Annotated in this window: 25 protein-coding genes; 18 read left to right on the top strand and 7 right to left on the bottom strand. The window is 69.9% G+C overall.

What is annotated here, in order from left to right; translation table 11 throughout:
* The first annotated feature begins 179 nt into the window (after positions 1-179).
* From glyA to AB0D99_RS08595, 12 genes are all read left to right on the top strand, one after another.
* Positions 180-1,427: a serine hydroxymethyltransferase gene (glyA, locus tag AB0D99_RS08650; RefSeq protein WP_362358271.1), complete on the top strand. Its 1,248-nt coding sequence runs from the start codon at positions 180-182 to the stop codon at positions 1,425-1,427.
* Positions 1,428-1,534: 107 nt separating this feature from the next.
* Positions 1,535-2,869 (top strand): MraY family glycosyltransferase, encoded by a 1,335-nt coding sequence (locus AB0D99_RS08645; protein ID WP_362358270.1) that lies wholly within the window; start codon positions 1,535-1,537, stop codon positions 2,867-2,869.
* Positions 2,870-3,133: 264 nt separating this feature from the next.
* Entirely contained in the window at positions 3,134-3,550 is a 417-nt protein-coding gene (locus AB0D99_RS08640; RefSeq protein ID WP_362358269.1) for a hypothetical protein, read from the top strand.
* A 225-nt stretch (positions 3,551-3,775) separates the two neighbouring features.
* Positions 3,776-4,585 (top strand): F0F1 ATP synthase subunit A, encoded by an 810-nt coding sequence (gene atpB, locus AB0D99_RS08635; RefSeq protein WP_362003809.1) that lies wholly within the window; start codon positions 3,776-3,778, stop codon positions 4,583-4,585.
* Between the two features lie 94 nt (positions 4,586-4,679).
* Positions 4,680-4,946: an ATP synthase F0 subunit C gene (gene atpE, locus AB0D99_RS08630; protein WP_362358268.1), complete on the top strand. Its 267-nt coding sequence runs from the start codon at positions 4,680-4,682 to the stop codon at positions 4,944-4,946.
* A 41-nt stretch (positions 4,947-4,987) separates the two neighbouring features.
* A complete protein-coding gene (locus AB0D99_RS08625; RefSeq protein WP_362358267.1) occupies positions 4,988-5,533 on the top strand; it encodes a F0F1 ATP synthase subunit B in 546 nt (181 codons plus the stop codon).
* Positions 5,530-6,345 carry a F0F1 ATP synthase subunit delta gene (locus AB0D99_RS08620; RefSeq protein ID WP_362358266.1) on the top strand — a complete coding sequence of 272 codons (816 nt, stop codon included), beginning with the start codon at positions 5,530-5,532 and terminating at the stop codon, positions 6,343-6,345. Before AB0D99_RS08625 ends, AB0D99_RS08620 begins: the two co-directional genes overlap by 4 nt.
* A gap of 133 nt (positions 6,346-6,478) precedes the next feature.
* Complete coding sequence (gene atpA / locus AB0D99_RS08615) at positions 6,479-8,077, top strand: F0F1 ATP synthase subunit alpha (RefSeq protein ID WP_362358265.1); 1,599 nt, start codon at positions 6,479-6,481, stop codon at positions 8,075-8,077.
* 20 nt (positions 8,078-8,097) lie between these two features.
* On the top strand, positions 8,098-9,015 hold the full coding sequence (locus tag AB0D99_RS08610; protein ID WP_362358264.1) for a F0F1 ATP synthase subunit gamma: 918 nt from the start codon (positions 8,098-8,100) through the stop codon (positions 9,013-9,015).
* A complete protein-coding gene (gene atpD, locus AB0D99_RS08605) occupies positions 9,015-10,457 on the top strand; it encodes a F0F1 ATP synthase subunit beta (protein ID WP_362358263.1) in 1,443 nt (480 codons plus the stop codon). Before AB0D99_RS08610 ends, atpD begins: the two co-directional genes overlap by 1 nt.
* 111 nt (positions 10,458-10,568) lie before the next feature.
* Complete coding sequence (locus AB0D99_RS08600) at positions 10,569-10,943, top strand: F0F1 ATP synthase subunit epsilon (RefSeq protein WP_355107918.1); 375 nt, start codon at positions 10,569-10,571, stop codon at positions 10,941-10,943.
* A 144-nt stretch (positions 10,944-11,087) separates the two neighbouring features.
* On the top strand, positions 11,088-11,534 hold the full coding sequence (locus tag AB0D99_RS08595; protein WP_362358380.1) for a DUF2550 domain-containing protein: 447 nt from the start codon (positions 11,088-11,090) through the stop codon (positions 11,532-11,534).
* Positions 11,535-11,594: 60 nt separating this feature from the next.
* Here AB0D99_RS08595 and AB0D99_RS08590 read toward each other — a convergent pair whose 3' ends face one another.
* From AB0D99_RS08590 to AB0D99_RS08580, 3 genes are all read right to left on the bottom strand, one after another.
* A complete protein-coding gene (locus AB0D99_RS08590; RefSeq protein WP_362358379.1) occupies positions 11,595-13,352 on the bottom strand; it encodes a glycoside hydrolase family 18 chitinase in 1,758 nt (585 codons plus the stop codon).
* Between the two features lie 211 nt (positions 13,353-13,563).
* On the bottom strand, positions 13,564-14,214 hold the full coding sequence (locus AB0D99_RS08585) for a response regulator transcription factor (RefSeq protein WP_362358262.1): 651 nt from the start codon (positions 14,212-14,214) through the stop codon (positions 13,564-13,566).
* Positions 14,202-15,416: a histidine kinase gene (locus tag AB0D99_RS08580; protein WP_362358261.1), complete on the bottom strand. Its 1,215-nt coding sequence runs from the start codon at positions 15,414-15,416 to the stop codon at positions 14,202-14,204. Before AB0D99_RS08580 ends, AB0D99_RS08585 begins: the two co-directional genes overlap by 13 nt.
* A 154-nt stretch (positions 15,417-15,570) precedes the next feature.
* Here AB0D99_RS08580 and AB0D99_RS08575 point away from each other — a divergent pair, with 154 nt between their 5' ends.
* A complete protein-coding gene (locus tag AB0D99_RS08575; protein ID WP_362358260.1) occupies positions 15,571-16,197 on the top strand; it encodes a hypothetical protein in 627 nt (208 codons plus the stop codon).
* On the opposite strand, the gene AB0D99_RS08570 is transcribed toward AB0D99_RS08575, so the two are convergent.
* The 3 genes from AB0D99_RS08570 to AB0D99_RS08560 are packed head-to-tail and all read right to left on the bottom strand — an operon-like array spanning position 16,117 to position 18,234.
* Positions 16,117-16,689 carry a cob(I)yrinic acid a,c-diamide adenosyltransferase gene (locus AB0D99_RS08570; RefSeq protein ID WP_362358259.1) on the bottom strand — a complete coding sequence of 191 codons (573 nt, stop codon included), beginning with the start codon at positions 16,687-16,689 and terminating at the stop codon, positions 16,117-16,119. The genes AB0D99_RS08575 and AB0D99_RS08570 overlap by 81 nt on opposite strands.
* Positions 16,690-16,702: 13 nt before the next feature.
* Positions 16,703-17,452, bottom strand: coding sequence for an ABC transporter permease (locus AB0D99_RS08565; protein ID WP_362358258.1), 750 nt, complete (start codon positions 17,450-17,452; stop codon positions 16,703-16,705).
* An 8-nt stretch (positions 17,453-17,460) separates the two neighbouring features.
* Positions 17,461-18,234, bottom strand: a complete 774-nt coding sequence (locus AB0D99_RS08560; protein ID WP_362358257.1) for an ATP-binding cassette domain-containing protein — start codon at positions 18,232-18,234, stop codon at positions 17,461-17,463.
* Between the two features lie 71 nt (positions 18,235-18,305).
* On the opposite strand from AB0D99_RS08560, the gene AB0D99_RS08555 reads away from it, so the two are divergent.
* From AB0D99_RS08555 to AB0D99_RS08540, 4 genes are all read left to right on the top strand, one after another.
* Entirely contained in the window at positions 18,306-18,941 is a 636-nt protein-coding gene (locus tag AB0D99_RS08555) for a TetR/AcrR family transcriptional regulator (RefSeq protein WP_362358256.1), read from the top strand.
* Positions 18,942-19,094: 153 nt separating this feature from the next.
* Complete coding sequence (locus AB0D99_RS08550; RefSeq protein ID WP_362358255.1) at positions 19,095-19,943, top strand: 3-hydroxyacyl-CoA dehydrogenase family protein; 849 nt, start codon at positions 19,095-19,097, stop codon at positions 19,941-19,943.
* A gap of 127 nt (positions 19,944-20,070) precedes the next feature.
* A complete protein-coding gene (locus tag AB0D99_RS08545; protein ID WP_362358254.1) occupies positions 20,071-20,394 on the top strand; it encodes an STAS domain-containing protein in 324 nt (107 codons plus the stop codon).
* A 285-nt stretch (positions 20,395-20,679) separates the two neighbouring features.
* A complete protein-coding gene (locus tag AB0D99_RS08540; protein WP_362358253.1) occupies positions 20,680-23,271 on the top strand; it encodes an ATP-binding protein in 2,592 nt (863 codons plus the stop codon).
* 73 nt (positions 23,272-23,344) lie between these two features.
* On the opposite strand, the gene nucS is transcribed toward AB0D99_RS08540, so the two are convergent.
* The gene (gene nucS, locus AB0D99_RS08535) at positions 23,345-24,016 is read right to left on the bottom strand and encodes an endonuclease NucS (protein ID WP_329115828.1); all 672 of its coding nucleotides are present in this window, start codon (positions 24,014-24,016) and stop codon (positions 23,345-23,347) included.
* 229 nt (positions 24,017-24,245) lie between these two features.
* Between nucS and AB0D99_RS08530 the strand changes: the two genes are divergently transcribed.
* The gene (locus tag AB0D99_RS08530) at positions 24,246-24,638 is read left to right on the top strand and encodes an SCO5389 family protein (protein WP_017236120.1); all 393 of its coding nucleotides are present in this window, start codon (positions 24,246-24,248) and stop codon (positions 24,636-24,638) included.
* The last annotated feature ends 3 nt before the right edge of the window (positions 24,639-24,641 follow it).

Raw genomic sequence — 24,641 nt, 5'->3', positions numbered from 1 at the left:
GACCGCGCGGCGTCGACGGGTGTGCCCGCGCGGCCTCGGGGGAGCGCCCCGCGTCGTGTCGGCGGACGTGCCCGCGCGACGCCAGGGCCATCCGGCCCAGAGGCCGGATGAACATCGGGCAAACCCTTGCCGGCGCGCCTACATTGGAGCTGAAGCCCAGCCCACGCCTGGAGCCAACGATGCCGGTCACCGCTCCCCCCGAAGAGGATCTCGACGTCCTGCGCCGGCAGGACCCGGAGATCGCCGACGTGCTGCTCGGGGAGGTGCGCCGGCAGGCCGACAGCCTTCAGCTGATCGCCGCCGAGAACTTCACCTCGCCCGCCGTCCTCGCCGCGCTCGGCTCACCGCTCGCCAACAAGTACGCCGAGGGATACCCCGGCGCCCGCCACCACGGCGGCTGCGAGTTCGTCGACGCCGCCGAGCGGATCGCCGTGGACCGGGCCAAGGCGCTCTTCGGCGCCGAGCACGCCAACGTGCAGTCCCACTCCGGCTCCTCGGCGGTCCTCGCCGCCTACGCGGCCCTCCTGCGGCCCGGGGACACCGTCCTCGCCATGGGCCTCGAACACGGCGGGCACCTCACCCACGGCTCGCCCGCCAACTTCTCGGGCCGCTGGTTCGACTTCGTGCCGTACGGCGTCGACGCCGAGACCGGGCTGGTCGACTACGAGCAGGTCGCCGCCCTCGCCCGCCACCACCGCCCCAAGGCGATCGTCTGCGGCTCCATCTCCTACCCCCGGCACCTCGACTACGCGCTCTTCCGCGAGATCGCCGACGAGACCGGCGCCTATCTCATCGCCGATGCCGCCCATCCCATCGGCCTGGTCGCCGGGGGAGCGGCCCCCAACCCCGTCCCGTACGCGGATGTGGTCTGCGCCACCACGCACAAGGTGCTCCGCGGCCCGCGCGGCGGGATGATCCTCTGCGGTGCCGAACTGGCCGACCGCGTGGACCGGGCGGTCTTCCCGTTCACCCAGGGCGGCGCCCAGATGCACACCATCGCCGCCAAGGCCGTCGCCTTCGGCGAGGCGGCGACGCCCGCCTTCGCCACGTACGCCCATCAGGTGGTCGCCCATGCCCGCGTCCTCGCTGACGCGCTGGCCGCCGAGGGCTTCGCCGTCACCACCGGCGGCACCGACACCCATCTGATCACCGCGGATCCCGCCCCGCTCGGCGTCGAGGGCCGCACCGCCCGGCTGCGTCTCGCCGCCGCCGGCATGGTCCTCGACACATGTGCTCTTCCTTACGGGGACGGGCGCGGCATCCGCCTCGGTACGGCCGCCGTCACCACGCAGGGGATGGGGGCGCGGGAGATGGCCCGGATCGCCGCGCTGTTCACGATCGCGCTACGGGACGAGCCCGAGGAGACCGCCCGGGTACGCGGGGAAGTGCGCGAACTCGCCGGGCGATTTCCCCCGTATGGACGGTGATGGCAGGCGGAGCGCAACCATCCTCGCGGGCCGAATGTCCTCAACCACATGGACAGCACGGCTAGGGTGTGGGGCTGAGATGGCCAGCGATTCCTGTGGGGCAGCCCGTGCGTGATTACCTGCTGACGCTCTGTGTCACGGCCGCGGTGACCTATCTGCTGACCGGTCCGGTGCGGAAGTTCGCCATCGCGACCGGGGCGATGCCGGAGATCCGTGCCCGAGACGTACACCGAGAACCGACTCCGCGGCTCGGTGGCATCGCCATGTTCTTCGGGCTGTGCGCCGGACTGCTGGTCGCCGACCACCTCCAGAACCTGAACAGCGTCTTCGAGCTCTCCAACGAACCGCGGGCTCTGCTGTCCGGAGCCGCCCTCATCTGGCTGATCGGCGTCCTCGACGACAAGTTCGAACTGGACGCCCTGATCAAGCTGGGCGCGCAGATGATCTCCGCCGGTGTCATGGTGATCCAGGGTCTGACGATCCTGTGGCTGCCGATCCCCGGTGTCGGGGTGGTCGCGCTGACCAAGGGGCAGGGCACGCTGCTGACCGTGGCCCTGGTGGTCCTCACCATCAACGCGGTCAACTTCGTCGACGGACTGGACGGTCTGGCCGCCGGCATGGTCTGCATCGCCGCCGCCGCCTTCTTCCTGTACGCCTACCGGCTCTGGTACGGCTACGGGATCGAGGCCGCCGCCCCCGCGACGCTCTTCGCCGCGATCCTCATGGGCATGTGTCTGGGCTTCCTGCCGCACAACATGCATCCGGCGAGAATCTTCATGGGCGACTCCGGCTCGATGCTGATCGGCCTGATCCTGGCCGCCTCGGCGATCTCGATCACCGGCCAGGTCGACGCCGACGTGCTGAAGATCTTCGAGGGCTCGACCCGGGAGGCCACCCACGCCGCGCTTCCGGTCTTCATCCCGCTGCTGCTGCCGCTGACGATCATCGCGATCCCGATGGCGGACCTGATCCTGGCCATCGTGCGCCGCACCTGGAACGGCCAGTCGCCGTTCGCGGCCGACCGGGGCCACCTGCACCACCGACTGCTGGAGATCGGGCACTCGCACAGCCGTGCCGTGCTGATCATGTACTTCTGGTCGGCGCTGATCGCCTTCGGGACGCTCGCGTACTCGGTGCACTCCACCTCCATGTGGATCGTGCTCGTCGTGGTGCTGCTCAGCGCGATCGGTCTGGTGCTGCTCCTGCTGCCGCGTTTCACGCCGCGGGCCCCGCGGTGGGCGGAGTCCTTCGTCCCGCCGCGCTACCGGCGCCGTAAGCGGGTGGCGACGGAGCCCCTGGCGGAATCCGCGGTTCAGGTCCCCGCGTCCGTGGAGGAGCCGATGGAGGAGCGCATCCCGGTCCCGGCCGGGGTCAACGGCGCCACCGCCATCGGCCACCGTTCGCGCTTCACCGACCGGCGGAAGGCCGGAACGTCGAGTTGACGAACACCCCATCGGTGTCCAATACCAGACAAGTCGACCCCGTGTCGTGCACACACGCGCACACTCACTCTCATGTGTGACAGTCAGCACACTTCACGGGTAAAGAACTACTCAAATAGTTTGTGATACCGTTCACGAGACCCGGCGACAGAGCCGAAGGACCGTAGTGCGACGGTTCATTGGCCCCGAGACTCACCTCGGACCGGGCTTACGCTCGTCCCTGACGACACCATCGCCCCCACCAGCAACAGCGGAGACACCGCCATGCCGTCCAACGACGCACGCATCCTTCTGTCAGCTGCCATTCCCGCTGCTGCCACCGGCGCCATCGCCGCGGTCATCAGCGGCGTGGTCGCCGGCGGGAAGGGCGCGATCGGCGCCGTCATCGGCTGCGCCCTCGTCATCGCGTTCATGGGTCTCGGGCTCGTGGTGCTCCAGCGGACGGCCAAGTCGTACCCGCACCTGTTCCAGGCCATGGGTCTTCTGCTCTACACGACCCAGCTGCTGCTTCTCTTCGTCTTGATGCTGTTGCTCAAGAACACCACGTTCTTCGACTTCAAGGCTTTCGCCTTCACCCTGCTCGCGTCGACCCTCGTCTGGATCGCCGCGCAGGCGCGTGCCTACATGAAGGCCAAGATCATGTACGTCGACGACCCCAAGAAGCCGGGGTCGTCGACGTGAGGGGTAGGGCCGGGATAAAGGCGCATTCGGCTTCCTGCTATCGTCCGGTGCCAACTGCGGCACTGCGGGCGCGGGCATCCGAGCTGACGCCTGTCCCAGCGCGAGGCTCGAAGCCGAACCGCCGCCCCCTTATCCGTAAGACCAGTCCAGTGCCGACCCGCGGCTGCGTGCCGCGCCGACACAACGAGGTTGCCGTACCTATGCGCCACGCTGAAGGAGCCCGCGGTGAGTGCTGACCAGACGCTTGCCTTCGACCCGGATTGCCACATCTTCAGTGGATGCGGCTTCCCGGCGCCGGGCCTGCACACGTTCATGTACGAGCCCATCGCCACGGTGGGGGGCATCGAGATCACCAAGCCGATGCTCCTCGCGGTGCTGGGCTCCATCGTGGTCGTCGGGTTCTTCTGGGCCGCCTTCAACAAGCCCAAGCTGATCCCCGGCAAGATGCAGATGGTCGGCGAGGCCGGTTACGACTTCGTTCGCCGCGGCATCGTCTACGAGATCATCGGCAAGAAGGACGGCGAGAAGTACGTCCCCTTCATGGTGTCGCTGTTCTTCTTCGTCTGGATCATGAACCTCTGGTCGATCATTCCGCTCGCCCAGTTCCCGGTCACGTCGCTGATCGCCTTCCCGGCCGGTCTCGCGCTGATCGTGTACGTCATGTGGATCTCCCTGACGTTCAAGAAGCACGGCTTCGTCGGCGGCTGGAAGAACATCGTCGGTTACGACAAGTCCCTCGGCGCGATCCTCCCGATGGTCGTCGTCCTCGAGTTCTTCTCGAACCTCATCATCCGGCCCTTCACGCACGCGGTCCGACTGTTCGCGAACATGTTCGCCGGACACCTGCTGATCGTGATGTTCTCCCTGGCCACCTGGTACCTGATGAACGGCCTCGGCTTCGTCTACGCCGGCGCCTCGTTCGTCATGGTCCTCGTGATGACGGCCTTCGAGCTCTTCATCCAGGCCGTCCAGGCGTACGTCTTCGTCCTCCTGGCCTGCAGCTACATCCAGGGCGCGCTCGCCGAGCACCACTGAGCGACTCCCACCCGGGATCCAGCTGCACCCCCAATCCAACAGTCGTCCGGTGGCCAACCCCCACCGGGTCATTGAAAGAGAAGGAAGTAACGGCATGTCCGCTGCTCTCGAGCTGATCAACCTCGCCGCCCCCGGTGACACCGCCAAGACCACCCTCGTCGGCAACGTCGCCTCGATCGGCTACGGCCTCGCCGCGATCGGCCCCGGCGTCGGCGTCGGCATCATCTTCGGTAACGGTACGCAGGCCCTCGCCCGCCAGCCCGAGGCCGCCGGTCTGATCCGCACCAACCAGATCATGGGCTTCGCCTTCTGTGAGGCGCTCGCCCTCATCGGCATCGTCATGGGCTTCGTCTACCAGTAAATCGGACCGACAGCCCATACCTTTTTACGGAAGGCACTGATGTGAACGCTCTGCTTCTTGCGCAGGGAGGGGAAGCCCAGCCTCCGCTCCTGCCGCATCTTGACGAGCTCGTCATCGGCCTGATCGCCTTCGTCATCGTCTTCGGCTTCCTCGCCAAGAAGCTCCTCCCGAACATCAACAAGGTTCTGGAAGAGCGCCGGGCGGCCATCGAGGGTGGCATCGAGAAGGCCGAGTCGGCCCAGATCGAGGCCAAGAGCGTGCTGGAGCAGTACAAGGCCCAGCTCGCCGAGGCCCGCCACGAGGCCGCGCGTCTTCGCCAGGAGGCGACGGAGCAGGGCACCGCGATCATCCAGGAGATGAAGGCGGAAGGCCAGCGCCAGCGCGAGGAGATCATCGCGGCCGGCCACACGCAGATCGAGGCCGACCGCAAGGCTGCGGCGACCTCGCTGCGCCAGGACGTGGGCAAGCTCGCCACCGACCTGGCCGGCAAGCTGGTCGGCGAGTCCCTGGAGGACCACGCCCGCCAGAGCCGCACGATCGACCGCTTCCTCGACGAGCTCGAGGAGAAGGCCGAGGCCGTCCGATGAACGGAGCGAGCCGTGAAGCACTGGCCGCCGCACGTGAGTCCCTCGACGCGCTGACCGACAACACCTCGGTCGACGCCGCGAAGCTCGCGGGCGAGCTGGCCGCAGTCACCGCGCTGCTCGACCGCGAGGTATCGCTGCGTCGGGTCCTGACCGACCCGGCGCAGGCGGGCGAGGGCAAGGCCGAGCTGGCCGGGCGACTCCTCACCGGTCAGGTGGGCGGGGAGACCGTCGACCTGGTCTCCGGCATGGTGCGTTCCCGCTGGTCGCAGTCGCGTGACCTGGTCGACTCGGTCGAGGAGCTGGCGAACACCGCCGACCTCACCGCGGCGCAGCAGGCCGGCGCGCTGGACGACGTCGAGGACGAGCTGTTCCGGTTCGGCCGGATCGTCTCCTCCAGCACCGAGCTCCGCTCGGCGCTGACGGACAAGGCCGCCACGGCGTCCGCCAAGGGCGAGCTGCTGCGCAGCCTGCTCGGCGGCAAGGCCAACGCGGTCACCGAGCGTCTGATCGTCCGTCTCGTGACCCAGCCCCGGGGACGTAGCCTGGAAGCGGGACTCGAGTCCCTCTCCAAGCTCGCCGCGGCGCGCCGGGACCGGATGGTGGCCGTCGTGACCTCGGCGGTGCCGCTGACCGATCAGCAGAAGCAGCGCCTCGGTGCCGTCCTGGCCAAGCTGTACGGCCGCCCGATGCACCTGAACCTGGACGTGGACCCGGCGGTCCTCGGCGGGATCTCGGTGCAGGTCGGCGACGAGGTCATCAACGGGACCATCGCGGAGCGCCTCGACGAGGCGACCCGGCGACTGGCCGGCTGACGGCCGCGGCCACCAACTGAACAAGCATCACCAGCGGCCCGGTTGGGCCGTGCACATTGCAGAAGATTCCTGGGGGTCGGCCCCCAGACCCCCAAGAAAACTTCGGGCCCAACAAGGAGAGCAGGGAACCCAGATGGCGGAGCTCACGATCCGGCCGGAGGAGATCCGGGACGCGCTGGAGAACTTCGTCCAGTCGTACCAGCCGGACGCGGCCTCGCGCGAGGAGGTCGGAACGGTCAGCCTGGCCGGCGACGGCATCGCCAAGGTGGAGGGTCTTCCCTCGGCCATGGCGAACGAGCTGCTGAAGTTCGAGGACGGCACCCTCGGTCTCGCCCTCAACCTCGAGGAGCGCGAGATCGGTGCGATCGTCCTCGGCGAGTTCAGCGGCATCGAGGAGGGCCAGCCGGTGCAGCGCACCGGTGAGGTTCTCTCGGTCGGTGTCGGCGAGGGCTACCTCGGCCGCGTTGTCGACCCGCTCGGCAACCCGATCGACGGCCTCGGCGAGATCGCGACGGAGGGCCGCCGCGCCCTCGAGCTGCAGGCGCCCGGCGTCATGCAGCGCAAGTCGGTCCACGAGCCGATGGAGACCGGCTACAAGGCCGTCGACGCCATGACCCCGGTCGGCCGCGGCCAGCGTCAGCTGATCATCGGCGACCGTCAGACCGGCAAGACCGCGCTGTGCGTCGACACGATCATCAACCAGCGTGACAACTGGCGCTCGGGCGACGTGAACAAGCAGGTCCGTTGCATCTACGTCGCCGTCGGCCAGAAGGGCTCCACCATCGCGTCCGTGCGCGGCGCGCTGGAGGAGGCCGGTGCGCTCGAGTACACGACGATCGTCGCCGCCCCGGCGTCCGACCCGGCCGGCTTCAAGTACCTGGCGCCGTACACCGGCTCCGCCATCGGCCAGCACTGGATGTACCAGGGCAAGCACGTCCTGATCGTCTTCGACGACCTGTCGAAGCAGGCCGACGCCTACCGTGCCGTCTCCCTGCTGCTGCGCCGCCCGCCGGGCCGTGAGGCCTACCCGGGTGACGTCTTCTACCTGCACTCCCGCCTCCTCGAGCGCTGCGCGAAGCTCTCGGACGAGATGGGCGCGGGCTCGATGACCGGTCTGCCGATCGTCGAGACGAAGGCCAACGACGTCTCGGCGTTCATCCCGACCAACGTCATCTCCATCACCGACGGCCAGTGCTTCCTGGAGTCCGACCTGTTCAACGCCGGCCAGCGTCCGGCCCTGAACGTCGGTATCTCGGTCTCCCGCGTCGGTGGCTCCGCCCAGCACAAGGCGATGAAGCAGATCTCCGGTCGCCTCCGTGTCGACCTGGCCCAGTTCCGTGAGCTGGAGGCGTTCGCCGCCTTCGGTTCCGACCTGGACGCCGCGTCGAAGGCGCAGCTGGAGCGTGGTCAGCGCATGGTCGAGCTGCTCAAGCAGGCTCAGTACCAGCCGATGCCCACGGAGAACCAGGTCGTCTCGGTCTGGGCCGGCACCACCGGCAAGATGGACGACGTCCCGGTGGCCGACATCCGCCGCTTCGAGGCCGAGATGCTGGCGTACCTGCGCCAGAGCCACTCGGGCCTCATGAGCTCCATCCGTGAGGGCGGCAAGATGTCGGACGACACCCTGCAGTCCGTGGCCGACGCCATCGCGGAGTTCAAGAAGCAGTTCGAGACCTCTGACGGGAAGCTGCTGGGCGACGACGCTTCCGCTGCCGTCAACGTCTCGAAGTGACGACGGAAGGGACCTGACTCATGGGAGCGCAGCTCCGGGTCTACAAGCGTCGCATCAAATCCGTCACCGCGACGAAGAAGATCACCAAGGCGATGGAGATGATCGCCGCCTCGCGCGTCGTCAAGGCGCAGCGCAAGGTGCAGGCGTCGACCCCGTACGCGATCGAGCTGACCCGCGCGGTCACCGCGGTCGCGACGGGTGCGAACGACAAGCACCCGCTGACCACCGAGGTGGAGAACCCGACCCGCGCCGCGGTCCTGCTCCTGTCGAGCGACCGCGGTCTGGCCGGCGCCTTCAACTCCAACGCCATCAAGGCGGCGGAAGCCCTCACGAAGAAGCTGGAGAGCGAGGGACGCCAGGTCGACATCTACGTCGTCGGCCGTCGTGGCATCGCGCACTACAACTTCCGTGAGCGCAAGCTGGCCGACTCGTGGACCGGTTTCACGGACCAGCCGGAGTACGCGGACGCCAAGACGATCGCGGCTCCGCTGATCGAGGCGATCGAGAAGGACACGGCCGAGGGTGGTGTGGACGAGCTCCACATCGTCTACACCGAGTTCGTTTCGATGATGACGCAGACGGCGGTCGAGGCCCGGCTGCTGCCCCTCAGCCTCGACGAGGTGGCGAAGGAGGCGGGCGAGCAGGACACGCTCCGTCCGCTGTACGACTTCGAGCCGTCGGCGGAGGACGTCCTCGACGCCCTTCTGCCGCGCTACGTCGAGAGCCGGATCTACAACGCGCTGCTCCAGTCGGCTGCCTCCAAGCACGCCGCCACGCGTCGTGCGATGAAGTCGGCGACCGACAACGCGGGAGACTTGATCAACAACCTCTCCCGACTTGCCAACGCGGCCCGCCAGGCCGAAATCACCCAGGAAATCAGCGAGATCGTCGGTGGCACCGCAGCCCTGGCCGACGCGACCGCGGGGAGTGACAAGTAATGACGACCACTGTTGAGACGGCCGCCGCCACGGGCCGCGTCGCCCGGGTCATCGGCCCGGTCGTCGACGTGGAGTTCCCCGTCGACGCGATGCCGGAGATCTACAACGCGCTGAACGTCGAGGTTCCGGACCCGGCCGAGGAGGGCGCGACCAAGACGCTGACCCTCGAGGTCGCCCAGCACCTCGGTGACGGCCTCGTCCGCACCATCTCCATGCAGCCCACCGACGGTCTGGTCCGCCAGGCCCCGGTGGTCGACACCGGCGACGGCATCACGGTGCCGGTCGGCGACGTCACCAAGGGCCGCGTGTTCAACACGCTCGGTCAGGTGCTGAACGCCGAGGCCTCCACGGTGGCCGACGCCCCGCGCTGGGCGATCCACCGCAAGGCCCCCGCGTTCGACCAGCTCGAGTCGAAGACCGAGATGTTCGAGACCGGCCTGAAGGTCGTCGACCTTCTCACCCCGTACGTCAAGGGTGGAAAGATCGGTCTGTTCGGTGGCGCCGGTGTCGGCAAGACCGTTCTGATCCAGGAAATGATCGTCCGTGTGGCCAAGCTGCACGACGGTGTGTCGGTCTTCGCGGGCGTCGGCGAGCGCACCCGTGAGGGCAACGACCTCATGGTGGAGATGGAGGAGGCCGGCGTTCTGGACAAGACCGCGCTGGTCTTCGGCCAGATGGACGAGCCGCCGGGCACGCGTCTGCGCGTCGCCCTGGCTGGTCTGACCATGGCGGAGTACTTCCGCGATGTGCAGAAGCAGGACGTGCTGTTCTTCATCGACAACATCTTCCGCTTCACCCAGGCCGGTTCCGAGGTCTCCACGCTGCTCGGCCGTATGCCCTCCGCGGTGGGTTACCAGCCGAACCTGGCCGACGAGATGGGTCTCCTCCAGGAGCGCATCACGTCGACCCGTGGTCACTCGATCACCTCGATGCAGGCGATCTACGTCCCCGCGGACGACCTGACCGACCCGGCCCCGGCCACCACCTTCGCCCACCTCGACGCGACGACGGTTCTCTCCCGTCCGATCTCCGAGAAGGGCATCTACCCGGCCGTGGACCCGCTGGACTCCACGTCCCGGATCCTGGACCCGCGCTACATCGCGCAGGACCACTACGACGCCGCCACGCGCGTCAAGGGAATCCTGCAGAAGTACAAGGACCTCCAGGACATCATCGCGATCCTCGGTATCGACGAGCTGAGCGAGGAGGACAAGCTCGTTGTCCACCGCGCCCGCCGTGTCGAGCGCTTCCTGTCCCAGAACACCCACGCGGCGAAGCAGTTCACCGGTGTGGACGGTTCGGACGTTCCGCTCGACGAGTCGATCGCCGCGTTCAACGCGATCTGCGACGGTGAGTACGACCACTTCCCCGAGCAGGCCTTCTTCATGTGTGGTGGTCTTGAGGACCTCAAGAAGAACGCCAAGGAGCTCGGCGTCTCCTGAGCCCCGTGCTCTCGTGAGGGGGGCGGGCCTGTCCCGCCCCCCTCATCACGCCCATTAGAATTGACCCCAACACCCGGCACGACCGCCGGGTGGTGACCCGAGGAGCCACCCTTGGCTGCTGAGCTGCACGTCGAGCTGGTCGCCGCGGACCGGAGTGTCTGGTCCGGCGAGGCCACCTTGGTCATCGCACGTACCACCTCCGGCGACATCGGCGTCATGCCCGGCCACCAGCCGCTGCTCGGTGTGCTGGAGTCGGGCCCGGTGACGATCCGTACCAGCGAGGGCGAGACCGTCGTCGCCGCTGTGCACGGTGGATTCATCTCGTTCGCCGACGACAAGCTGTCTCTGCTCGCGGAGATCGCCGAGCTGGCGGACGAGATCGACGCCCAGCGCGCCGAGCGTGCGCTGGAGCGCGCCAAGTCGGAGTCGGACGCCGCCGCCGAGCGTCGCGCCGATGTCCGGTTGCGTGCGGTAGCGGTCCGCTAGCGGACCGCGCCGAGAGTTGTGCCCTCAGCCGCGGCACGGCTGGAATTCTCCAGACCGTGTCGCGGCTGAGGCGATGCATATGCAGGTCGTATTCGGTTACGCCGGCGAAGCCGGTCACGGGACGCAGCGAGGAGGTCGGTGAAGATGTTCCTCGCGCTGCTCCTGAGCGGCCTGGTCGTCGCACTGGTGGTGATCGGACTCTTCGTCTTCGGGTTGCGCCGTCGCCTGATCCAGCGTGCCGGCGGCACCTTCGACTGCTCCCTGCGCTGGAACGTTCCCGAGGAGCCGGACCTGTCCGGCAAGGGCTGGGTGTACGGTGTCGCGCGCTACAGCGGTGACCAGGTCTCCTGGTTCCGCGTCTTCTCCTACGCCCCCCGCCCGCGCCGTGTCCTCGAACGCTCGGCGATCGAGGTCCTGGAGCGGCGGATGCCGGAGGGCGAGGAGGAGCTGGCGCTGCTCTCCGACGCCGTGATCCAGGGCTGTATGCACCGGGGGACCCGACTGGAGCTGGCGATGAGCGAGGACGCTCTCACCGGCTTCCTCGCCTGGCTGGAGGCGGCGCCTCCGGGTCAGCGGGTCAATGTCGCGTGAGCGAGGACGTACGACGGCGGGGACGGTGTGCTGCACCGTCCCCGCCGCGTTTCCTCCGGGCTAGTTCAGCCCGCTGTTGATGGCTCCGACCAGCTCGCCGTTGCCCGTGTCACCGCTGAACTCCCAGAAGAACGCGCCGCCCAGGCCCTGGTTCTTCGCCCAGCTCATCTTGGACGTGACCGTGGCCGGGGTGTCGTAGCTCCACCAGTTGGAGCCGCAGTGCGCGTACGCCGTACCGGCCACCGTGCCGTTGGCCGGGCAGGAGTTCCTGAGGACCTTGTAGTCCTCGATGCCCTGCTCGTACGTTCCGGCCGCCGGGCCCGTCGCGCTGCCACCCGGGGCCGACTGGGTGACGCCGGTCCAGCCGCGGCCGTAGAAGCCGATGCCGAGCAGCAGCTTGTTGGCCGGGACGCCCTTCGCCTTGAACTTGGCGATCGCCTCGGCGGAGTTGAAGCCCGCCTGGGGGATGCCGGCATAGGAGGTGAGCGGGGAGTGCGGGGCCGTCGGGCCCTGCGCCGCCCAGGCGCCGAAGAAGTCGTACGTCATCACGTTGAACCAGTTCATGTACGGCGCCGCGCCCGCGTAGTCGGCCGCGTCGATCTTGCCGCCGGAGGAGGCGTCGGCGGTGACGGCCGCGGTGACCAGGTTGTTCGCGCCGAACTTGGCGCGCATGGCCTGCATCATGTTCTTGAAGGAGGCCGGGCCGCTGGTGTCGCAGGACAGACCACAGGCGTTCGGGTACTCCCAGTCCAGGTCGATGCCGTCGAAGACGTCGGCCCAGCGGGGGTCCTCCACCAGGTCGTAGCAGGACTGCGCGAAGGCGGTCGGGTTCTGGACGGCCTGGCCGAAGCCGCCGGACCAGGTCCAGCCGCCGAAGGACCACAGCACCTTGATGTGCGGGTACTGGGCCTTGAGCTTGCGCAGCTGGTTGAAGTTGCCGCGCAGCGGCTGGTCCCAGGTGTCGGCCTTGCCGTCGACGGACTGGTCGGCGGTGTACGCCTTGTCGTAGTCGGCGTAGGCGTCACCGATGGTGCACCGGCCGCCCTGGACGTTGCCGAAGGCGTAGTTGATGTGGGTGATCTTGGACGCGGAGCCCGACGTCACGATGTTCTTGACGTGGTAGTTCCGGCCGTAGACGCCCCAGTTGGTGAAGTAGCCCAGCTTCACGGTGTTGCCGACCGGCGGGTCTCCGCCGCCCGTGGTGCGGACGTTCGCCGCGCCGCTGGCGGGTCCGGTCTGGTCGATGGTGTCGCGGGCGACGACCGTGTAGCTGTAGTCGGTTCCGGCGGTGAGGCCGGTGTTGGTGTACGTCAGTCCGGTGACCGTGGCGACCGTGGTGCCGTTCCGCTTGACGTCGTAGTTCTTGATGCCCTTGTCGTCCGTGGCCGCGGTCCAGGTCAGCTTGACCGAGGTGTTGGTGATGTCGGAGGCGACGGGGGTGCCGGGCGCCGAGGGCGCGTTGTCGCCGGGCTGGGTGGTGCCGTCGCAGGAGGCGCCGTTGATCTTGCAGCCGCTGGGGGCGCCGGAGCCGGAGCCGTTGAAGCCGAACGAGACGGTGGCGCCGGGGGCGAGGGTGCCGTTCCAGCCGACGTTCTTGGCGGTCCAGTGGGTGCCGGAGCTGGTGACGGTGGCGTCCCAGGCGGAGGTGACGGCGGTGCCGGCGGGGTAGTCCCACTCGACGGTCCAGGAGGAGAGCGTGGTGGTGCCGGTGTTCTTCACCGTCCACTTGCCCTCGAAGCCGGAGCCCCAGTCGGAGACCTTGGTGTACGTGGCGGTGGCCGCCGTGGCGGCCTCGGCGGGTGCTGCGAGGCCGACCATCGCGGCCAGGGGCAGGATCAGGGCGGTCAGACCGGCGGCGGCCCGGTGTCTGAACCCTGTTCTGCGCGTCGGTGCTTGAGTGCTCAACGGTGCTCCTCAAGTTGCGGACGGACAAGCGGGGGATGGTCCGTGAACTGTGCGCGCGCCCCGAGAGCGTAGAAAGGTCTGGACCAACCGTCAAGAGGTCCAGACCAACGTCGGAAGTGGTGCGTCAGACCCCCAACTCCTGTGCCAGTACGGCCGCTTGGACCCTGCTGCGCATCTTCAGCTTCGCCAGCACCTTGCTGACGTGGGTCTTCACCGTGGCCTCCGCCATGTCCAGGGCGACGGCGATCTCGGCGTTCGACAGGCCCCGGCCGAGCGCGGAGAGCACCTCCCGCTCGCGCGGGGTCAGCGCGTCCACCACGGACGGGTCCGGCCCGCCCGGTGCCCGCACCGGCGTGCGGGGAGCGGCGAACTCGGCGATCAGCCGCCGCGTCACGGCCGGGGCGATGAGACCCTCCCCGCGCGCCACGGTCCGCACCGCCTCGATCAGGTCCTTCGCGTCGGTGTTCTTCAGCAGGAAGCCCGCCGCACCGGCCCGCAGCGCCCCGAAGACGTACTCGTCGAGATCGAAGGTGGTCAGGACCAGTACGTCGGCCAGGCCCTCGGAGACCACCAGCCGGGTCGCGGTCACCCCGTCCATCCGTGGCATCTGCACGTCCATCAGGACCAGGTCCGGCCGGAGTTCACGGGCCAGCTCGACCGCCTTCTCGCCGTCCGCGGCCTCCCCGACCACCTCGATGTCCGGTGCGCTGCCCAGGATCAGGACGAGCCCCGCCCTGACCGCGCTCTGATCCTCGGCCACGATCACCCGTACCATGCCGGCGGCTCCTTGTCGCTCGTCCGTACGGGCAGGACAGCCCGTACCCGCCATTCTTTCCGCCCGTCGTCGGCCGTCACCGGACCGGACTCGAACTCCCCGTCGAGCAGCGCCACCCGCTCCCTCATCCCCACCAGACCCGCCCCGGAGCCCGGGGCGCGAGGCCCGGGCTGCCCGCCGAGCACACTGGTCACACCCACCGTGAGACCACCGTCGGGGCGGCGGCCCAGCTCCACCCGCACCTCGCCGGGGGCCGCGTGCTTGAGGGCGTTGGTCAGCGACTCCTGCACGATCCGGTACGCGGCGAGCTCGACGGGAGCGGGCAGCGCCGCGGCGTTCCCCGGCCGGCTGTCGTCGAGGGTGAACCTCAGCCCGCTCGACCCGCCGTTCGTCGCCGCCTGGGCCACCAGCGCGTCCAGCCCGTCCAGGGTGGGCGCCGCCGCGGGTTCCGCGTCCCCGCTGCTGTCCCGCAGCAGCCCGATCAGCCGCCGCATCTCCGCGAGACCCTCCACGCTGTTCTCGCGGATCACGGTCAGCGCCTGGCGGGTGGTCGCCGGGTCGTCCAGCGAGAGCGCGGCCGTGGAGTGGATCGCGATCGCGGAGAGGTGGTTGGCGACCATGTCGTGCAGCTCCCGGGCCATCCGGGCGCGCTCGGCGACGACGGCCTGGCTGCGGTCCATCTCGGCGAGCAGCGCGGTCTGCTCCGCGCGCAGGCGGGCGGCGTCGGCGGCCTGGCGGTGATTGCGCACGACGGCGCCGGTGACGGCGGGCAGGAACGACACCATGCCGGTGATCAGGCCGATGAGCAGGGCGACCGCGTTCTGCCACCAGACCAGGAAGCCGATCGTCACACCGATCGTGATCAGTCCGGTCGTGTACGGGATGCGCCGGGCGGCCGCGGGCGGCCCGTAGACCACGGCCGAGTAGACGAGGTCCGTGAACATCAGCGGGGTCACGAGGATGCCGTAGGTGAACTGGTCCGCGACGAGCGCGACGGTGCCGACGGCGAGGGCGGTCTGCGGCATCGAGCGGCGCAGGGTCGCCATCGCGGCCATGACGACGAGCGGGATCAGGGTGGCCCACCGCGCGGTGATCAGCCGGCCGGTCTGGGTGTGCAGCCCGAACGACCACATCAGCAGACCGATGGCGAGGCCGCCGGCGGCGATGAGCAGGTCGTCGCGGTGCGGTCGGGGGAGTGTCACGTTCCCATCCAACACGGCCGGGGGACCCGGGGCCTCGCCGTCGGGGCCGATCCGAGCCTCCGTCGAAGGATGTAGGCGTACTTCGTCATCGGCGACGACGATCCGGGCGGAACGCGACGGGACGCTGGAGGGGAACCGAGAGGGGAGTACCGCCGTGATCGTCACGCTCATCGTGATCTGCGAAGTCGGCTTCTGGGTCCTGCTGGCCGCGGGTCTCGCCACCCGATATCTGCTGAAGATGCCCCGGACGGGTCTCGCCCTGCTGCTGTGCGAGCCGCTGCTGGAGATCCTGCTGCTGGTCGTCACCGCGATCGACCTCAAGAACGGGGCGGAGCCGAGCTGGCGGCACGGTCTCGCGGCGGTGTACATCGGCTACACCGTCGGCCACGGCCACCGCACCGTGAAGTGGCTGGACGGACACGCCGCCCACCGCCTCGGTGGCGGGCCGCCGCCCGTGAAGCCGCCGCGGTACGGCATGGCGCGTGCCCGCCACGAGGGCGCGGTCTGGCTGGGGTCGGTGACGGCCGCGGCCGTCGCGTCCGGCCTGCTGCTGCTCGCCACCTGGTACGTCGGCGACGACGGGAACACCGACTCGCTGCGGAGCTGGATCTTCGTCGCCTGGCGGGCGGCCGGCATCCACGGCCTGATCGCGCTCACCTACGCGATCTGGCCGAAGAAGGCCCCGGCCAGGGACCCGGAGTCAGCGATCCCCGCCCGGGACCCAGAGCACGTCCCCGACCTCCTTGTTCGCCACTCGCGCAAGGATGAAGAGCAGGTCTGAGAGGCGGTTGAGGTACGTGGCGGTCAGCGGGTTCATGGTCTCGCCGTGGACCTCCATGGCCGCCCAGGTGGAGCGCTCCGCGCGCCGGACCACCGTGCACGCCTGGTGCAGCAGGGCCGCACCGGGCGTGCCGCCGGGCAGGATGAAGGAGCGCAGTTTCTCCAGCTCCTCCAGGAAGCGGTCGCAGTCCCCTTCCAGCTTGTCGATGTACGACTGCTCGACCCGCAGCGGCGGGTACTTCGGGTCCTGGACCACCGGGGTGGACAGGTCGGCGCCCACGTCGAACAGGTCGTTCTGGACGCGGACGAGGACCTTCACGACCTCCTCGTCGAGCTGCCCGAGGGCGACGGCCGTGCCGAGCACGGCGTTGGCCTCGTTGGCGTCGGCGTACGCCGAGATCCGCAGATCGGTCTTGGCGGTCCTGCTCATGTCGCCCAGCGCGGTGGTGCCCTGGTCGCCGGTACGGGTGTAGATGCGCGTCAGATTGACCATGACCCCAGCGTAGTTACGCTCCGGCCCTCCGGAACGTCCGTGTGCCGACCGTCACGGCGAGGGCCGTGAGCGCGACCGCCACCAGGACGCCGTACAGCATGGTCGTCGTCGCGTACCGCCCGACGTAGGCGTCCCGTACCGCGTCCACCAGATAGCGGAACGGCATGAGGCGCGAGAGCACGTCCAGCCAGCCGGGTGCGAGCGCCATCGGCAGCATCAGCCCGGAGAGCAGCATCGCGGGCAGCGAGAGAGCGTTGATCGTCGGGCCGAACTCCTGCGGGGTGCGGACCTTCATCGCCAGCGCGTACGAGAGCGACGCGAGCGCGAAGGTCAGCAGGGCGACGAAGACGAAGCCGATCAGGATCCCGGCCAGCGGCGCCCGCAGCCCCATCGCCAGCGCGGCGAGCACCAGCAGCACCGCCTGGAAGACGAAGAGCGAGGCGTCCCGCAGGACGCGGCCGAGGAGCAGCGCGAGCCGGCTGACGGGGGTGACGCGCATCCGCTCCACGACGCCCCAGTTCTTCTCCATGATGAGCGAGAAGCCGGCGAACGAGGCTCCGAAGAGGCCGAGTTGGAGCAGCAGGCCGGGGACGAGGATCTGCCAGGAGTCGCCCTCGCGGCCGAGTGGGAGGTCGGCGAGCAGCGGTCCGAAGAAGAAGAGGTACAGCAGCGGCATCAGGACGCCGAAGAGCATCTGGAATTTCGAGCGCAGGGTCTGGCGGGCGTAGCGCCCGAAGATCAGCGCGGTGTCGTGGAGGAACAAGGCGGGTCCTATACGGCTACGGGGGAGAGGTCGGCGGGGGCCGGGCCGCGCCCGGTGATGGCGAGGAACGCGTCCTGGAGGGTGGTGACGCCGTGCTCCGCCTTGAGGGCGGCCGGGCTGCCCTCGGCGACGACGACCCCGTTGTCCACGATCACCAGTCGGTCCGCGAGGGCGTCGGCCTCGTCGAGGTAGTGGGTGGTGAGGACGACGGTCGTGCCGAAGTCGTCGCGCAGCCGGCGCACCAGTGCCCAGAGTTCGGCGCGACTGCCCGGATCGAGCCCGGTCGTCGGTTCGTCGAGGAAGAGCACCTCGGGCCGGTGGGTGAGGCCCATGGCGAGGTCGAGGCGGCGTCGCTGGCCGCCGGAGAGCGCGGCGGTCGAGCGGTCGAGGAGGTCGGTGAGGCCGAGCCGGCCGGCCAGCTCCTCGGCCCGGGCCGCCGCGTCGGCCCTGGAGAGGCGGTAGAGCCGCCCCTGGGTGACGAGTTCCGAGCGGACGGTCTCCTGCGGGTCCACCCCGCCGGACTGGGCGACGTACCCGATCCGCCGTCGCACCGCGGCGGGGTCGGCGAGCAGGTCGTGCCCCGCGACCGAGGCCGCGCCGCCGGTGGGCGGGAGCAGCGTGGTGAGCATGCGCAGCGTGGTGGTCTTGCCCGCGCCGTTGGGGCCGAGGAGGCCGAGGATCTCGCCCGGCCGCACGGTCAGGTCGATCCCGCGCACGGCTTCCACGGGGCCGAGTTTCGTCTCGAAGGTCCGGGCGAGCCCGGCCGTACTGATGATTGGCATAGCGACTACAAAAACAGAGTCACTGCAATTTTGCAATGACACCAAAATTCCATCGGCTCTAGGATGAGGGCATGGCTGAGGGGCTCAGGGAGCGCAAGAAGCGCGAGACGAAGCAGCGGATCTCCGACATCGCGACCGGGCTCTTCCTGGAGCACGGCTTCGTGACCGTGACCGTCGCGGACGTCGCCGACGCGGCGGACGTGTCCGTCAACACCGTCTACAACTACTTCCCGGCCAAGGAGGACCTCTTCCTCGACCGGATGGAGGGCGTCACCCTCCGCCTCTCGCGGATGATCCGGGGCCGCGACCGGGGGGAGTCCGCCGCCCAGGCCGTACTGCGCGAGATGCGCGGCCAGATCGGCGCCGTGTCACCCGCGTACGGACTCATGGACGGCTTCGACGCCTTCATGAACGTCATCGAGCACGCCCCCACGCTCAAGGCCCGGCTCTTCCACCTCCAGGAGCAGGTCCACGACGCGGTCGTCACCACCCTGCGCGAGGAGACCGGCGCGCCCGCCGGCGATCCGCTGCCCCTGCTCGTCGGCGGACAGATCGCCTGGATCGAGAACACCGCCGTCGGCTACATCACCCGCGAGATGACCGCCGGACGCAAGGCCACCACCGTCTCCCGCGAGACCCTCGTCCTCCTCGACGAGATCGAGGAGCTGCTGAGCGAGCGGGTCCTCACGTACGCGGTGCGCGGCTGAGGGGTCCGCGTCACCCGGTCGGGGCCTGTCGTGAGTGTGACGTCCGTCAAACCGGGCGTGACGCGCATTACTTCACGGTCACATGCGGCCTCACTCCCGCTAATCTCCGCCGGAGAGTCAGAGAAGTGAACAGGCGTTAAGGGGTGGAAGACCGTGGCCAGGAAGCTCGCCGTCATCGGAGCCGGACTCATGGGATCCGGAATCGCGCAGGTCTCGGCCCAGGCGGGGTGGGACGTCGTTCTGCGTGACGTCACCGACGCCGCGCTGACGCGGGGCACCGACGGCATCAAGGCGTCGTACGACCGCTTCGTCGCGAAGGGCAAGCTCGACGCCGCCGACGCCGAGGCCGCCCTCGGCCGCATCACCGCCACCACCGAGCTCGACGCGGTCGCCGACGCCGACATCGTCGTCGAGGCCGTCTTCGAGAAGCTGGAGGTGAAGCACGAGATCTTCCGAGCCCTCGACAAGACCGTCAAGGACGGTGCGGTCCTCGCCTCCAACACCTCCGCCATCCCGATCACCAAGATCGCCGCGGTGACGGAGCGCCCCGAGGCCGTCGTCGGCACCCACTTCTTCTCGCCGGTCCCGATGATGCAGCTCTGCGAGCTCGTCCGCGGCTACAAGACCAGCGACGCCACCCTCGCGACCGCGCGGGAGTTCGCCGAGTCCGTCGGCAAGACCTGCATCGTGGTCAACCGCGACGTCGCCGGCTTCGTCACCACCCGCCTCATCTCGGCCCTCGTCGTCGAGGCCGCGAAGCTCCAGGAGTCGGGCGTCGCCACCGCCGAGGACATCGACATCGCGTGCAAGCTCGGCTTCGGCCACGCCATGGGGCCGCTCGCCACCGCCGATCTCACGGGCATCGACATCCTGGTGAGCGCCACGAGCAACATCTACACCGAGACCCAGGACGAGAAGTTCGCACCGCCGGAGCTGATGCGCCGGATGGTGGACGCGGGTGACATCGGCCGCAAGAGCGGGCAGGGGTTCTACAAGCACTGAGATCCGACGGCCGTTTGGGCCTGCACTCGAAAGGGTGAATTCGGTATCAGTTCGCTTACAAGGCGCAACGCTTCTGCGCCAACGGCAGTCAGTTGATGCAAAGACGGAGCACTCCCGGGGAGCGCATATGCACATCAGGGGCGACCACGTCGAGCTGGTCGTCGGGGGCCGCCTCGACGTGCGCAGCGCGGCGGACGCCCGTACGGTCCTGCACTCGGCCGTCGACGACGGAGTCGGCGACCTGGTGCTCGACCTGACCGGTCTCGACTCCTGGGACGCCACCGGGCTCGGGGTCATCATGGGCGCACATCGCAGGGCCGGCCGCTGCGGCCGCCGGCTGGTGCTGCGCGGGGTCCCCCCGCAGATGCAGCGCCTGCTCGTGGCGACGCGGCTGCACCGGATCCTCGCCATCGAAGGCGGGATCGCGGCGGAGTCCCTGCCGCGCGTCTGAAGCCCCGTCCCCGGCGGTGGGACGGGGTGGACCGCGGCACGCACCGACGTCGCACCGACTGTGAAGCTGCTGTGAGAAACCGGCGTCCCGGGCGAATCCTTAGCGGACCGTGACGTCTTGGGCGGGGTGGCACCCCGCCTGTTCCCGGATACTCGAAGAACGTCTAGGGTTCGGTCGCCTGCCCATTGACGGACCCACCCGGCGGGCACCGGACCAGAAGCGACAGCGAGCGTGCAGATCGGCCGGAGGGGCTTCCGCACGCACCGCTTTTGGGGGGCTTGAACCATGGACCCGATGAACCGGGAGCCGGAAGAGTACGGCTACGGCCACGAGGGCGACGACGCCCGCGACACCCGCGGCGGTCTCCTGCCCGAGCGCGGCCCGTCCACGCCCGCCCGCGTCCGCACCGCCCGGGTCGTCGCCGGCGATCTGCTCCTCACGGTCAACCCCGTCGACGGCAGCGAGATCGAGGCATGCCCCCCCGGGGAGCAGCCCGCCCCGTCCCGCCGCCGCACCGCCCAGGAACGCGTCGAGGCCGCCCGCGCGGTCGCCCCGCCGGTACCGCCGGGCCCCGCGGCCCCGCGGCTGCCGCTCCTGGAGAGACAGGAGGAGCACGAGCGCCTCGTGCAGCTCCTCTCCCGCGGCCGCTCCGTCCGTCTCACCGGCCCCGCGGGCTCCGGCCGCACCGTCCTGCTCGACGCCGTCGCCGCGGAGTGCGCCGACCTCGCGCCCGACGGAGTCGTCCGGCTCTCCGGCCACCACCGCACCCCCACCGAGCTGCTGTACGAGCTCTTCACCACCGTCCAGCACGCCCCGGACCACCGGCCCGACCGCCCCGCCCTGCTCGAACAGGTCCGGGACATCGGCGCCGTCGTCGTCGTCGACGACCTGGAGTTCGGCGGCGCCACCCTCGACGAGCTGATCACCGCCGCCCCCGAGTGCGCCTTCCTCCTCGCGGCCACCCCCGACGTCCCGGCTCCCTCGCCGGACGCCCACATCGAAGAGGTCTCCCTCACCGGCCTCGGCCGGGCCACCGCCATCGAGCTCCTGGAGAGCGCCGTCGACCGGCCGCTCACCGACGACGAGGCCAACTGGGCGGGCGACCTCTGGTTCGAGTCCGAGGGCCTCCCGCTGCGGTTCGTCCAGGCCGGTGCCCTGCTCCGGCAGCGCGACCGGCTCCGGGTCACCCCCGCCGAGTTCGACGCCTTCGGTGCCCAGGAGGAGGCCCCCGCCGAGTTCGACGCCTTCGGCGCCCTCGACGACGCCTTCGGACCCAGCGACGCGGCCCCCGCGGACGCCACCGACATCGAGCTGCGCGACATACCCCTGCCCAGCCTCGGCGAGGGCGCCGCCCCCGCCGCCCTGCTCGCCTCCCGGCTCAGCCGCTCCGCCCAGGAGACGCTGCGGTTCGCCGTCGCCCTCGGCGGCGAGGTGCCGCACCAGGCCCACCTCCCCGCCCTCGTCGGCGACACCCACGCCGACGCCGCCCTCGGCGAACTCCTGACCTGCGGCCTGCTCACCCCGGTCGGCCCCCGCTACCGACTCGCCGCCGGAATCCTCACCCAGCTCCGCGCCGAGGGGTACGCCGGCACCGACGAGGAGACCGCCGCCCGGGCCCACACCGTCGCCCAGCACTACGCCTGGTGGGCCGGACACCCCTCCGTCACCCCCGCCCGCGCGGTCGCCGAGTCCGACGCCCTGCTGGCCGCCCTCACCGCGCTCCGGCCCGCGACGAACCCGGAGCACCCCGCCACCGCCGCACAGCTCGCCCGCAGCGCCGCCCCGGCCTTCGCCGCCGGACTCCACTGGGGTGCCTGGGAGCGTGCCCTGCGCAGCGGCCAGGAGGCCGCCAGGATCGCCGGGGAGGTCGCCGAAGAGGCGTACTTCCACCACGAGTTGGGCGTTCTCGCGCTCTGCTCCGGCAACCTGGAGCGGGCCCGCGCCGAGCTGGAGGCGTCCATCGGGATGCGCGGGGTCCTCGCGGACAAGCGGGGCACCGTCGCCGGCCGGCGGGCGCTCGCCCTGGTCTCCGACCGTGCCGGAGAGCCCCTCGGCGGCGACCGCACCCCGGCGGGCGACGAACCGCCCGCCGCCCGGTCCGAGGAGCCCGTCTCCCCGCCCCGCGGCATCCCGAAGCCCATCGTCCCCCTCCGGTCGACCGCGCCCAGGACCACGCCGATCGCGGCGTTCCCGGACTTCGCCGACGAGGGCCCGACGCTCATCACCCGCTCCGACGCCCCGCCGAGCGACGGCGGTACGAAGCCTGGCGGCCTGAAGGCCGGCCGCTTCGGCATCATCGCCGGAGCCCGCCGCAATCTCGTCGCGGTCGGTACGGGAGCGCTCCTGGCCGCCGTGCTCGGCACCGTCGTGACGATCGGGGCCACCTCGGGCAACGCCGAGGACCCGGGCTCGAACCGCGTCACCTCGGACCGGACGGCCGGCGAGGACGGCACCGACGACGGTCTGGACGCCGAGGCACCGGCCGACGACCCGGCCGGCGACCCCTCGGACACCCCGAGCTCCCCCGGCCCCTCCGGTTCGGCGACGACCCCGGGAACCCCCGGCACCTCGGGCGCCCCGTCCTCACCGAACGGCTCCACGAGCCCGGCCGCCCCGGCGACGGGGTCGTCGTCGACGACTCCGGGCACCCGGCCGACGCCGTCCCAGTCGACCAAGCCGACCCCGAGCCAATCGCCGTCGGGGTCCCCGTCGGAGAGCCCCACCGGCACCCCCTCGACGACTCCGTCGACGACGCCTCCCACGACACCCCCGACCGAGACGACGCAGAGCCAGGGCAGCCCGTCCAACACCACCACGGCGACGCTCGGCAGCGGGCCCGGCACCGCCTCGGCCACCACCGAAGGCACCCCCGCCTGACCCGCCACGACGACGGCCCCGGGTGCGTTCGCCGCACCCGGGGCCGTCGACGTACGTCCGGCACGCGTCCGTACTAGAAGAGCCTCAGCTTGTCGTCCTCGATGCCGCGCATCGCGTCGTAGTCGAGCACCACGCAGTCGATGCCCCGGTCCGTGGCCAGCACGCGCGCCTGCGGCTTGATCTCCTGCGCCGCGAAGACGCCCTTCACCGGCGCGAGGTGCGGATCGCGGTTCAGCAGTTCGAGGTAGCGGGTCAGCTGCTCCACGCCGTCGATCTCGCCACGCCGCTTGATCTCCACCGCGACCGTCGCCCCGTCGGCGTCCCGGCACAGGATGTCCACGGGGCCGATCGCCGTCGGGTACTCACGGCGGATCAGCGTGTGCCCCTCGCCGAGCGTCTCGATGCGGTCGGCGAGCAGCTCCTGGAGGTGCGCTTCCACGCCGTCCTTGATGAGACCGGGGTCGACCCCGAGCTCGTGCGAGGAGTCGTGCAGGATCTCCTCCATCGTGATGATCAGTTTCTCGCCCGCTTTGTTCACCACGGTCCAGATGCCCGCCTCGCCGTCGACTCCCTCCTTGAGGGTGCACGGCGGGGACATCCAGTTGAGGGGTTTGTACGCGCGGTCGTCCGCGTGGATGGAGACGCTGCCGTCTGCCTTGACCAGGATCAGACGGGGGGCGGAGGGCAGGTGGGCGGTGAGCCGGCCCGCGTAGTCCACGGAACAACGGGCGATGACGAGACGCATGGTCGGCAACGCTACAAGACGCACGCTCTTCCGCGCGATTCGGCTGTTAACGCCCGCCCAACCTCCGTCGGTTATTGGCCGGTTGTGTTCCCAATCTCCTGGTGCGCTCCGAAGGACGCGCTTACCGTGGAAGCAGGAGGTCGCCGTCCGTGCACGCAGCGTGTCGTGCGGAGGGTCCTCCATCCCTGCCCGTAAGACCCCGCCCGTCGGGGTCGCGAGAGGAGAACCCATGTCGCTCGACGTCTCACCGGCGCTGTTGGAACAGGCCGAGCGAGGCGAGGTCGACGAAGCCGACTTCGTCGACTGCGTCCGGACCTCCCTGCCCTACGCATGGGAGATGATCAGTTCTCTGGTGGCCCAGCTGAAGGTGGACGGTGGAGAGTTCGCCGACAACCAGACGCCGCCGCCGAACGAGCAGGCACGTGGCCAGCTGTTGCGTGCACTCGCGAGTGACGCGATCCGTGGTGCGCTGCAGCGGCACTTCGGGGTGCGTCTGGCCTTCCAGAACTGCCACCGCGTGGCGGTGTTCCCGCTGGACCCCGCGGTGGACGAGCGGCTCGCCCGCTTCACCTCCGTACGGGGTCAGCTGCTCAACCAGTCGCCGGAACTTCGCGACTGCTGACAC

Source organism: Streptomyces sp. NPDC047971, assembly GCF_040653355.1.
GTDB lineage: Bacteria > Actinomycetota > Actinomycetes > Streptomycetales > Streptomycetaceae > Streptomyces.
The sequence above is the reverse complement of the archived record's forward strand: the minus strand, read 5'-3'. Positions and strand labels throughout refer to the sequence as shown.